Annotated in this window: 11 protein-coding genes; 8 read left to right on the top strand and 3 right to left on the bottom strand. The window is 42.1% G+C overall.

What is annotated here, in order from left to right; translation table 11 throughout:
• From HS960_RS11900 to HS960_RS11885, 4 genes are read left to right on the top strand one after another with little or no spacing between them, the layout of a single operon-like run.
• On the top strand, window positions 1-1,392 hold the full coding sequence (locus tag HS960_RS11900) for a hypothetical protein (RefSeq protein WP_182332774.1): 1,392 nt from the start codon (window positions 1-3) through the stop codon (window positions 1,390-1,392).
• Window positions 1,373-2,938 carry an SLC5 family protein gene (locus HS960_RS11895; protein WP_159728805.1) on the top strand — a complete coding sequence of 522 codons (1,566 nt, stop codon included), beginning with the start codon at window positions 1,373-1,375 and terminating at the stop codon, window positions 2,936-2,938. The genes HS960_RS11900 and HS960_RS11895 overlap by 20 nt, the downstream gene beginning before the upstream one ends.
• 40 nt (window positions 2,939-2,978) lie before the next feature.
• Window positions 2,979-4,190, top strand: a complete 1,212-nt coding sequence (locus HS960_RS11890) for a M20 metallopeptidase family protein (RefSeq protein ID WP_228280294.1) — start codon at window positions 2,979-2,981, stop codon at window positions 4,188-4,190.
• Window positions 4,183-5,154: a Gfo/Idh/MocA family oxidoreductase gene (locus HS960_RS11885; RefSeq protein ID WP_228280292.1), complete on the top strand. Its 972-nt coding sequence runs from the start codon at window positions 4,183-4,185 to the stop codon at window positions 5,152-5,154. Before HS960_RS11890 ends, HS960_RS11885 begins: the two co-directional genes overlap by 8 nt.
• A 13-nt stretch (window positions 5,155-5,167) precedes the next feature.
• On the opposite strand, the gene HS960_RS11880 is transcribed toward HS960_RS11885, so the two are convergent.
• From HS960_RS11880 to HS960_RS11870, 3 genes are read right to left on the bottom strand one after another with little or no spacing between them, the layout of a single operon-like run.
• Window positions 5,168-5,845, bottom strand: coding sequence for a YiiX family permuted papain-like enzyme (locus HS960_RS11880; protein WP_153847386.1), 678 nt, complete (start codon window positions 5,843-5,845; stop codon window positions 5,168-5,170).
• Between the two features lie 15 nt (window positions 5,846-5,860).
• Entirely contained in the window at window positions 5,861-6,817 is a 957-nt protein-coding gene (locus HS960_RS11875; RefSeq protein ID WP_153847387.1) for a hypothetical protein, read from the bottom strand.
• Between the two features lie 2 nt (window positions 6,818-6,819).
• Window positions 6,820-7,311, bottom strand: a complete 492-nt coding sequence (locus HS960_RS11870) for a hypothetical protein (protein WP_153847388.1) — start codon at window positions 7,309-7,311, stop codon at window positions 6,820-6,822.
• A 704-nt stretch (window positions 7,312-8,015) separates the two neighbouring features.
• On the opposite strand from HS960_RS11870, the gene HS960_RS11865 reads away from it, so the two are divergent.
• The 4 genes from HS960_RS11865 (at window position 8,016) to HS960_RS11850 (ending at window position 12,199) form a co-directional block, all read left to right on the top strand.
• Complete coding sequence (locus tag HS960_RS11865) at window positions 8,016-8,828, top strand: ribose-phosphate pyrophosphokinase (protein WP_153847389.1); 813 nt, start codon at window positions 8,016-8,018, stop codon at window positions 8,826-8,828.
• A gap of 10 nt (window positions 8,829-8,838) precedes the next feature.
• The gene (locus tag HS960_RS11860; RefSeq protein WP_200845598.1) at window positions 8,839-10,329 is read left to right on the top strand and encodes a nicotinate phosphoribosyltransferase; all 1,491 of its coding nucleotides are present in this window, start codon (window positions 8,839-8,841) and stop codon (window positions 10,327-10,329) included.
• Entirely contained in the window at window positions 10,319-11,101 is a 783-nt protein-coding gene (nadE, locus tag HS960_RS11855) for an NAD(+) synthase (protein ID WP_182332770.1), read from the top strand. The genes HS960_RS11860 and nadE overlap by 11 nt, the downstream gene beginning before the upstream one ends.
• 186 nt (window positions 11,102-11,287) lie before the next feature.
• Entirely contained in the window at window positions 11,288-12,199 is a 912-nt protein-coding gene (locus tag HS960_RS11850) for a cysteine hydrolase family protein (protein ID WP_182332768.1), read from the top strand.
• Window positions 12,200-12,201 lie beyond the last annotated feature (2 nt).

Here is a 12,201-nt window from a genome sequence, read left to right as displayed (position 1 = left end):
ATGCAACAGAAAGACCTCTTGAAAGAAACGACGGGTAGTTTGTACGGACGATTTGGACTTAGCCAATGTGATATTACTCCACCGATCGGCATCTATTCCCGTAATTGGGGGGCAGCTGCATTTGACCAGGCAACGGCTGTTCATCAGCCTTTGATGATGCATTGTCTATATATGCAATCCTGCGATGGCTTGCCTGCAATTCTGCTAACCGCTGATTTAGGCTGGTGGAAAAATGCAGCTGATGAACAAAATTTGCGATTAGCACTGCTCAGTCATTTTAATCTGGCTGAATCGCAGCTGATTTTTGCGCTATCGCATACCCATGCGGGGCCTAGTATCTGTTCGACAGATGCAGCGCAACCTGGAGGTGAACTGATTTTGCCTTACCTTGAATTCCTCAAACAACAGGCGATATCTTGTGTTGAAATGGCACAAAATGGGCTATTTAAGGGAAGTCTAACCTGGAACTATGGTGTATGCGATTTGGCCAGCAACCGCGATCTGGAAGTAGATTCTCATTATCTGATTGGTTACAATCCATTGAAAGAAGCAGATACAACCCTGTTGGTCGGACGGCTGTATAATGAAACTGAAAGCTTAAAAGCGGTTATTTGTAATTATGCTTGCCACCCAACCAGCTTTGCTCACGAGAATGATCTGCTCTCACCCGATTTTGTGGGCGAAATGCGAAATACAGTAGAGCGCTCGTTATTCGTGCCTTGTCTTTTTTTACAGGGCGCGTCAGGTGATTTAGCTCCGCGGAGACAGTATGTAAAGGATCCAGCACTGGTCGAAGCCAACGGAAAGCAGTTGGGTTATGCTGTTCTCGCGACGCTGGCCCAGGAACAGCATAGTTATAAAAACTGGGTTTTTAAGGAATCCTTGATTTCGGGGGCTCCACTGGCCTGTTGGGGATTTCGGGAACAGGCCGCTTCAATCGATTTTAAGCAAAGGGTATTATCTGTTAAAGTGCCTTACAAAAAACTGCCTAGTCCCGAAGCAATTTTGAGTGAATACGAACGCTGTACGGATCGTGTTATGAAAGATCGCCTTTGGCGGAAATATAATACCCGTAAATCCATTGGAGATCAACAGGAAGCTATTATTCCGGTGTGGATCTGGAAAATGGGAGATGCTGTGTTGGTGGCGCAGGCCAATGAAGCCTATTCCTGTTATCAAATCGAAGTGAGAGCCCAATTTCCAGATCATACGATCGTTTTTATCAATATCGCGAATGGCTATGTGGGGTATCTCGCACCGAAGGAGCTTTATGATAAGGATATTTATGCTGTGTGGCAAAGCCCCTATGCCAGCGGCGGTCTTGAAATACTTATTGAACAAACTAAATTAGGAATTCAAACATTATTGACCGATGAAACTCGATTGGATTGATGTCGTTATTTTTGCCGTATATATTATTGGTATAGTGGTATTGGGCTTATACGCTTCGAAAAAAAACTCCGCCTCGAAGCGGGATTATTTTCTTGCGGGTGATAAGCTGCCCTGGTGGATGATTGGTGGAAGTATCATCGCCGCAAATATCAGCAGCCATCATCTCGTTGGCGCTATGGGGGCTGCTTATAGTCGCGGTTTTGTCGCGATTACCCTGGAATGGGGAGCGATTCTAATCGGTTTTAATGCATTATTATGGATATTTCTCCCTTTTTATATCCGCAACGGTTTCTATACGATTCCTGAATACCTCGAAAAAAGATACGGCAACGCTACCCGCGTGTTGTACGCTATTTTGATCTTGTTTACCTATGTTTTTGTGGAGATTGGGGCCGTTCTTTATTTGGGCGGTCTGTCACTGCACGCTTTATTCGGTATTCCTATTTTATACAGTATTTTTGGAATGGCAATTTTGACCGGTTTATATACCGTTTTAGGCGGCCTAAAAGCGGTGATATGGACGGAGATGGTACAGCTTGTCATTTTGGTGCTGGGCGGAATAGTATTGACTTTTGCTACCATTGATGCGGCAGGAGGTTTTCAGTCTGTGGTAGAATCCTCCAAGGATTGGAAAATGTTTTATCCTGCATCTGATCCTGACTTTCCCTGGACCATGTATTTAGGCGGACTGTTGTGTATCAGCGTGTTTTATTGTGCTACGAACCAATTTATTGTGCAGCGCGTATTGGCGGCAAAAAATGAATGGCATGGGCGCATGGGTGTCATCTTTGGTGACTATCTTAAATTTTTGGTTCCTTTGATTATTACTATTCCGGCATTGGTGGCTCCAAAATTCCTGCCGCATCTCGATCAGCCCGATTTACTGTTTGCGACACTCGTGGAAACCTTATTGCCCAAAGGTCTTGTTGGTTTGGTGATGGCAGGGTTAATTTCGGCCATCATGTCCCATATTTCAGGAGCGATCAATTCCTGTACAACGATTCTGACCGTCGATATCTATAGCCAGTATATTAATAAAAATGCAAGTGACTACGAAGCAGTCCGTTTTGGTAAGCGTGCCGGAGTCGCTATTATCGTGCTCGGAATCATGAGTGCGGTTGTATTGATCAGTTATTCGGATAAACCAGTTTTCCTTTATTTGATGAATCTATACGGTCTTTTTACACCAGGTATTGCAACGATGTTTTTAATGGGGGTGTTTTGGAAAAGAACCACATCGCAGGGTGCTTTGACAGCAGGTTTACTAACAATTCCCCTTTCTTTACTTTTGGAATACACCTTACCTGAAATGCCATTTTTTAACAGAACAGGTATTGTATTCTGGACTTGTATGATTGCTTGCGCAGTGGTCAGTTTGTTGACACCTGCGGTCTCAGAAGCAAGGTTAAAAAATCTTGTGTTGACGGGCGAGTCTTTTCAGGTGCCGGATCAAGATAAAGCCGCTTACCGTGGATTTCGAAATCCGACCTTATGGTGGATAATTATAACGGTGTTGGTGCTCTATTTTTATGTACGTTATTTTTAGCTTAACTTGTTGAAGTGTTATACTTTTAAAACTTACCCAGATGATCGACCCAATACTGAAAGAATTAAATGCCAAGATAGAGACCATTTTTCCGAAAATCGTTGCAATACGCCGACATATCCATCAGCATCCTGAATTGTCTTTTCAAGAATATGAGACAAGCGCCTATATTCAGCAGCAACTCAGTGGGTTGGGTATACCATTTGAGATTGTCGCTCAAACAGGTGTTGTGGCTGTACTGACCGGTCAAAAATCGGCGAGTGATGATATTGTGGTATTACGGGCAGATATTGATGCTTTACCGATAGACGAGCAAAATGATGTGGGATATAAATCGAAGAATAGTGGTGTCATGCATGCTTGTGGCCATGATTTTCATACGGCTAATCTATTGGGGGCAGCGTCTATATTAAATGATTATAAAACGGAGTTTTCCGGTAAAATTGTTTTGCTATTTCAGCCTGCTGAGGAAAAGATTCCTGGCGGAGCGATTCAGGTTTTGGAATCCGGGATTCTGGAATCTTTTGGTGGAACGATTAAAGCTGTGCTGGGTTTACATGTAAGTCCTCGTGTTTCTGTAGGAAAAGTCGGTTTACGTTCCGGGCGATTTATGGCCTCGAGCGACGAGTTCTATTTCACCATTAAGGGACGTGGTGGCCATGCTGCGGAGCCACATCGGGCTGTTGATCCCATTATGATCGGCGCACAATTACTCACCACATTACAGCAAGTTGTCAGTCGGAAAGCCAACCCTGATGTACCGTCTGTATTGACCTTTGGTCGTTTTATTGGAGATGGTGCTGCCAATGTTATACCCGAGGAAGTTAAATTAGCCGGAACATTTCGTACAATGGATGAGGTGTGGCGCAAGGAGGCGCTGGAAACGGTTGCTGAAATAGCGGCAACGCTTCCCGTATCGCTTGGTGCAAAGGTAGAAGTTGAAGTCCGGCATGGTTATCCCGCGCTTTATAATGATCCCGCATTAACACAAAAAGTCAAAACAATTATTGCGGAGACGATGGGGAATAGTGTGCCACAAGATCTCGAAATCTGGATGGCAGCCGAGGATTTTGCTTATTATTCTTATCGTTATCCCGCCTTGTTTATGTTGATCGGCACAAATAATGACGATTCTGCCACACAATATGGTCTTCATAATCCACAGTTCAATCTGGATGAAAAGGCTTTCGAAACATCAATCGCTGTTTTAGTCAATGCAGCTATTTCCCTTTTGAATGAATCAAATGAATAGAAAAAAATTCTTGATGTCCTCCTTTGCATTTGGATTATCTTATGCCGTTAATGCGAATAATAAGGTGTTCTCGGAGCATGATAACGTAAAAAAGATAGGGATCATTGGGCTAGACATTACACACGCTGTTGCTTTTACAAGAGCGATTAATACGGCTGCTAGCAATCATCCCTACGGAAAATACAGGGTTGTTGCGGCTTATCCCTACGGAAGCAAAACAATCCCCTTAAGTATTGAGCGTATTCCGAAAATTACAGCGGAAGTGCAGCAGCTCGGTGTTTCGATTGTATCAAGTATTGCCGAGCTATTGAAAAAAGTAGACTATGTGTTTTTGGAGACAAATGATGGAAATCTTCATCTGGAGCAGGCACTTCAAGTAATCAAAGCTAAAAAACCTTTATTTATCGATAAACCAATAGCGAATTCCTATAGGGACGCTTTCCAAATTTTTCAAGCGGCAAAAAACTACGGTTGCCCTGTTTTTTCCTCAAGCTCCTTGCGTTATATTGCTGGTCTTCAGGAATTAGATAGGACTAAGGTAATAGGCGCAGACGTCTATTGTCCGGCAGTAACGGAACCTTCACATAAGGATCTGTATTGGTATGGCATCCATGGGGTCGAAATGTTATTTGCATTGATGGGACCGGGATGCCGCTCGGTAAAAACTATTCAGGAACAGGGTACTTCATTTTATGTTGGGGAGTGGGCGGATGGAAGAATTGCCTCACTTCGGGGTATCCGTGAGGGGAAGGATGATTTTGGTGGAACGGTTTTTTTGAAAGATCAGATTGTCCATTTGGGACAATTTATGGGGTACGGCCCATTGTTGGATAAGATCCTTCCGTTTTTCGAAACAGGTGTAAGTCCGGTTGACGAAATGGAAACCCTGGCAATATGCGCATTTATAGATGCAGCAGAAGAAAGTAAATTAAATGGCGGAAATGTTGTTCAGCTTCAAAAATAGGGGGCGAGCCTGCTTAATAATTACTCGTCACCGTAATCAACAATGGACTATTAAAAATTGAGGCGGGTGATATGACCGTTTCATTCAGCGGAACATTGTTACCATAACGTTCTTTCAGCTTAGTTTTCACTTCGGGGCTGCTTAAATCAAAATCTTTCAGTTTTTCAAGCTTCCCAACTTCGATGCCTACTCCACGCTGGTATATTTTCCAGATCAATTCCGAGCAGTAGATCTTATCGTCTGACCATTCGAATGTCGCGTCGTAATTTTTTCCGAGAAAATCTTTGCCGATTGCTTTCATTTTGGCTAGTTTCGAATTGGTCAGTACCTGGTCAGCATTTTTGAGGCGCTTGACCGCGTAATGCTGCTTTTCGCCACGCTGAATCCAGTGTTCTAACTTAGTTACAGTTACGGGCTGTACGGCTTCCAGTACGTAAGGTTTGCCCTGCTCGTAAAAAATAATCCCACAATGGGAATACGGAGAACGCGTTGCTAATTGGATGGCCTTGCATTGCGGTGAAATAGAAGACTGAAAGATCATATCGCCATCGTTGAACTGGGGTAGTTTTGAATTAGCATTCGATTGCTTGGGAACCACTGGCTTTTTTTGCGCATGAACTGGCAATGTCAGCGCTGCGGTGATCACAAGATAACTAACAAGAGATATCAGGTAAATAAGTGTCTTTTTCATTGTTTTATTTATGATTTACTGAAATAGTTTAATGATTTTCTTTGATTTGCTCCTTTCGGCGAGTTGAAAAGCAGATAATACGTCGGATTCATACTGATATACTTTATCTTTGGCGGCACCTTTCTGCAAAAGATACTCTATGGCTATGTTGTTTTTCATTAAGATCGCTTTTCCTAGTAGTGTACATTGTGTGAAGCTATAATCCGCTTTAACTTCATCTATACCCAGACGGTTCAGACTATTTAAAGAGCTTTTACGGATAAAATCCATGTCGTTTTTTTCTATTGCCGCCTTCAGTATTTCGAAATCATCGACTTGTCTGTTTCTGGTCAGAAATAAGTGATGAAATTGTTTGGCAATAGCATACTGATCCTTTTCTAAAATCCGATGAATGGCATTGCTGCTAAATTCTTCTACCGTGGAAAATCCATGCAGCTGACTAAAAAATAAAAGTATATTTTCAAAAGGGAGCTTGGTTGCTTCCACCTGCATTAGGCCGTCCAAATCGTTCGTGTCGAATAAGTTCTCCATGTGTCTGAGACTGTCCAAAGCGATGAATTGAAATTCAGGTTGATAGTCCGCGAGCCAATTGGAGGATTTGGATATGACAAAGTTGTTATCAGTAACCCTATAGTTGATGGCGGTAGCCGGTTCGGCATAGTTGATTATTGTTATTGTGCTGTCTGATAGTTCATAATATTTTGAACGAAGATGCTCTGCCGTTGCGGTCGGGAAAAGTCTGTTGAGATTGATCTGTATAGCGTATACGCCCATCGTGTCGACAGGCAAATTATAACAAAGCGTCCCTTGGTCCGTAATGTAAAAGGGTAGTCTGTTTCCTGTCTGCTGTTGTGACTGAAAAGAGATCTTGTTTTGATATGCAAACAACGATGTTGCAAGACCGGCTAGTAAGTAAAGAAGGCAAAGACCTGTTTTTAACCCTAAGCGATTCATTGGATAAAATGATAGCATGACTAATCGTGGTATTGTTCTAAAAACTGATTGATCTGATTGGTTAATCCAAACGATTCGGTTTCCAGTAAGTTGATCTCAGCTTGTATCTCAAGTGTAGTCGGCGATAAGATTTGTTTTTGATAGACCTGAATATCCAGTTCCAAAACCGCTAATTGTAATGCTAGAAGCTGTTTGCCTTCTGTTGTATGGAGTTGTAGTTCATTAAAAGCATGTTTTAATCGTTCCAATTCAGCGATTGATTTTTGGACGTCATTTTCATCGGCCTTGCCAAAGTTTGGATAAGCTTCTCCTAATGTACGAAAAGCATCCAGGTATTCTTCCTCCGACATTTCGTAAATATTCGAATATAACATATTGTACGCATCGATGGCGTCATAGGTCTCCGCATCCATTAAGTCTTCGCGATAGTCCTCGACCAATTGTCTGATGTCTTGAGATTCAATCTGTAAAATTGACTCAATATCCTGTTTGATAAGATTGGCTAATTCCATGCTTTATGCTTAAGTAATTCAAATTCTTTGTTAGCACATTGTGGGCTGACAAAGAATTTTGTGACTTTGGTATAGACAAAGATCATGTTTTATCGCAAAATTTCAATCCCTATAATCAGCTAATTTTTATTGAAACTGTCTCTCAGCGGTTTTTTATCACCTGAACATTTCCTATAGGCCTGTGCAGTCAACATTTCCATCACATTTTTCTGTCTTGTAGGACGTGTTTTTCTTTCTACCCGTTAATCAAACAAAGAGCGGGAAGCTGTACTAGCAAACAGGGATCCGAGTGGTATCAAATTTTACCTTTTAACATTGTTTGTTCAGTGCTTGTTCAGTGATCGTTCAGTGCTTGTTCAGTGATGACTCAGTATATACTGTATAATCAATGAATGATCACTGTCTAAGTATTGATTAAAAATTGTTATTAGATACAACTTGGTATGCGTATGTTTCGATCTAATACTTATCTTGATTAGCTATACGCTAATCAGGAAATCAGTTTCATGTTCACTATTTAGAAATGGGGGATGAATTTTGCGTCACGCAGTTTTATTTAAATTATTTAACTTATAGTCAGTATTTTATGTATTGTTTTTTGATTTTATGAGTAAAAAGTACTCAATATATTTTGCAAGCTTAAATTTAATCTTCATATTTGTTGAGTAAAAAGTACTCAATAGTAGAAAGCAAAATTAAAAGCTATGATTGTATTAAATAAGCATCAGATAGTCACAGAGCAATTTCCAAATGGGGAGACAAAAGTGAAAGATTTTGATCAGTTGATCTTAAAGAACAATCTCATTGAATTTACTTATCAGGAGGATGGGGATTTAATCCGCTTGCTTTTTGTCAAAAAGCGATTGGATGAAACCGAAGCTGAAACTTGTCGGTTACTAATCCGTTATATGCCTTATAGCCGTATGGATCGCAAAATTGAAGGTGATTTATTCACATTGAAATATGTGTCGGAGTTTATCAATAGTTTGCAATTTGATACGGTATCTGTTGTCGAACCACATTCCAATGTGACGCTGGAGCTACTGGCGAACAGTGGTGGGCTTTATCCGGCATTGGACTGGTTGCCACAATTAATGGAAAAACTTGATTTTTCGGAATCAGATCGGATTGTTTTCCCGGATAAGGGAGCCGCGGCACGTTACATCAACAGTGGCTATGAAAATAGCTGTGTTTTTGAGAAAAAGCGGAACCCACAAACAGGCCGGATCGAAGGGATGGAACTTAAGGCCGGAGATATTCCGCTCGGCGCAAAATGTATTATTGTCGATGACCTGTGTTCGGCAGGGGGAACATTTCTTTGGGCCGGGAAAATATTGAAAGAAATGGGAGCCAGTGCAGTCTATCTTTTGGTCACACATTGCGAACCCCGAATTTTTAAAGGGAATCTGCTGGATGATGATTCACCGATAACCAACGTCTTTACCACCAATTCTATGATGGATACCAAGCACCCCAAAATAAATTATATCAACTTAACGACTGAAAGCTATGTTTAAATCAATGAGCATGAATCCAATACTTTGGACAGATGGTTATAAATTGTGCCATAAGGATCAATACCCTGCACATACGCAATGGGTTTATGAGACTTGGACGCCACGTATGTCCCGCATAGAAGGCATTAGTCATGTTGTATTTTTTGGATTACAGGGGGCCTTGGCCGAAATCACGAATTCATTTGATGCAAACTTTTTTGCTCAACCGGAAGAAGAGGTCGTGGCGGCTTACGAAGAGGCAATAGCAGCTGTTTTTGAAAATACAAACGTGAAGTTCGCATCGATGCATGAATCGAAACATATTCGCGACCTACATCGGCTGGGGTACCTTCCAATTAAAGTAAATGCTTTGCCGGAAGGTAGCCTGGTGCCTATTGGCGTGCCAATGTTTACCATTGAAAATACACATCCCAATTTTTTCTGGCTTCCGGGTTATCTGGAAACACAATTATCGGCCTATATCTGGTCACCGATGACAGCAGCGACAATTGCAGATCGCTATAAAAGATTATTGACGGGTTTTGCCGAGAAAACGGGCGACGTCAATAAAGTCTTTACCCAAGCTGGTGATTTTTCCATGCGTGGCATGGGCTCTCCTGAAACGGCTTATCGTACAGCTGGGGGGCATCTATTGAGCTTCGGTGTCTCAGCTACGCTTTCTGTTAGGGAATATCTGAAATCCTACTATCATGCAAAAAGTGATGTGATGATGTACACCCCGTCTACGGAGCACAGTGTGATGTGTTCCTACGGTGAGGATGAAGTGGAAGCATTTCGGCATCTGATCACCAAGGTATACCCAAGTGGAAATATTTCCATCGTATCGGATACATATGACCTCTGGAATGTAGTTGACAACGTATTGCCGAAACTGAAAGATCTTATTATGGCTAGGGAAGGTAAAGTTGTTATTCGCCCCGATAGTGGCGATCCTGTAAAAATTATCTGTGGTGATGTGGCATCTGATCGCAGTACCGTTCGGAAAGGTATCGTCGAACGTTTATTTGAACTTTTTGGCGGTACGACCAACAGCAAGGGGTTTAAGGAGCTGGATCCACATATCGGAGTGGTTTATGGCGATTCCATTACAGTGGATAGAGCCGACAAAATATGTCAAGGTCTGCTCGATAAGGGCTTTGCTTCCACCAATACCATATTGGGAATAGGCTCTTATACCTATCAATATGTTACACGCGATACTTTTGGTTTTGCGTTAAAAGGAACTGCCGAAATTGTCAATGGAGAATTTAAAGCAATTCAGAAACGTCCGGCTACAGATACGGGAAACTTTAAGAAGTCACAAAAGGGTATGGTGGCTGTGGTATTCGAAAATGATGAATTTCGTTTAATAGATAACCTGAATCCACAAACTATAGCTGAACTGGAAAGTAGAAACCTACTCCAAACCTGTTATTTGGACGGTGAATTTACACACACAACGCGTTTTGAAGAAATAAGGAATAGATTGAAAACTGAAACAATTCGAGTATATGGAAAATAGCGTAAACAAACCGTTTTTCATCCAGGATGAAAACGTTGCACAGTATGCACAATTGATGGCATCCTGGATTGCTCAGCAAGTGAAATCTGCAGGCCGTCAGGGACTTGTATTGGGAATGAGCGGTGGTATCGACTGCAGTGTTGTGGCCTGCTTATGCCGTCTGGCACAAGTAGATGTTCATTTGGTCATGATGCCCTATGGCAGCGATATGAATAATAGTAAAAGTCATCAGCATGCGATGGAGCTTATTCAGAAGTTTGATTTTCCGTTTCATGTGTTTGACATTCAGTCTGCTGTGGATGCGTTGGCAATTCATCAAGAACAATTTGTCGCAGAAGCTACAGCCGCTAACCGCGCCTTGAGCCTTGCAAATATTCGCCCACGTGTTCGCATGACGTATTTGTATCAATTTGCGCAACTGGGCAGCAGATTTGTTATTGGTACGGGAAATATGGCCGAAGCTACAGTCGGTTATTTTACGAAATGGGGCGACGGCGCCTACGATCTGAATCCGTTGGCAACGGTTACCAAACAGGAAGTATATACCTTGGCAAAATACCTGGGCGTACCCGAATCTATTCAGTATAAAAGTCCGTCTGCAGGCCTTTGGGAAGGACAGACAGATGAAGATGAACTGGGAATGACTTATGCGCAAATCGATGGGTTTATTTTGAAAGGTACATCGGGCAACCCGGTTATAGATGAACTTATTCGTAAACGTATACAACAATCTGCGCACAAGTTTGCAGCAGTGCCTACGTTCAAGGGTTAATTTTAACTAGTTAAAGCAATCGGCTAGTTATGGCAATCGACGCAAGCACTTCATAGCAGGTAACAAGAGACAAAAACTATGCTTTAATGAAGATGATTTTTAACTGGAAGAAAAGTTTAATGGCTTCATCGTTTTGCGTAATAAATGCGGCGTTGAAATAGATATTGATTAAATAAAATGAATAGCATGATAACACCATTTGATCAGATTGTCGATGTGCGGCATATTGCCAGCGGCAAAAGTGATAATATACCGGCAATGCTGGCATTGGCAGAAAAGGAGCAGGTCCGGCCTGCAGCTTTGGACCTGAAACGGACGCTGCTTTTGGCAATAGATGTTCAGAACGATTTTATGGAATCTATTGGGAGTCTTGCGGTCAATGGTTCCAAAGCAGATGTTCAGCGTCTAACACAATGGATGTACCGTAATTTGGGCTCCCTGACACAAGTGATGTGCAGTCTTGATTGTCATTCGATGATGCAGATTTTCCATGCCGATTGCTGGCTGGATACGGAAGGAAATCATCCGGAGCCATTTACCATCATTCGCTATGCTGATGTCAGCGACGGTATCTGGCGTGCTGTGAATGGCCATACAGCCTTAGCGCTGGATTATCTTCAGCATTTGGAAGCCGAGGGAAAAAAACAATTGTGTATCTGGCCATATCACTGTCTGGAGGGGACCTCTGGCGCACAGCTTGAGAGTCAATTTACGAATATGCTCTATTTTCATAGTGCTGTGCGTCAGGTAAAACCGATCTTGGTTTACAAAGGACAGGATCCGAATACGGAAATGTATGGTATTATTAAAGCCGAATATGATGGTAATAAATTCGTAAACCATGCTGTACTTGAAGCAATACGGGCACACGATGCCATTTATATCGCGGGAGAGGCATCAAGCCATTGCGTATTGGCTTCGGCGGTGCAGATTTTGGAATATTTTGAACATGATCGGTCCATCACCTCCCGTATTACCTTATTGATAGACTGCATGTCGCCAATTGCCGGATTTGAAGAGCAAACCCTCCTGCAGTTTGATGCTTTAAAAGAAAAATATGGGATACAGATCAAATTGTCAACCGAAGTAAATTTGTAGCA

Origin of the sequence: Sphingobacterium paramultivorum (genome assembly GCF_014109745.1) — a bacterium.
In the GTDB taxonomy this organism is placed as follows: Bacteria; Bacteroidota; Bacteroidia; order Sphingobacteriales; family Sphingobacteriaceae; genus Sphingobacterium; species Sphingobacterium paramultivorum.
The sequence above is the reverse complement of the archived record's forward strand: the minus strand, read 5'-3'. Positions and strand labels throughout refer to the sequence as shown.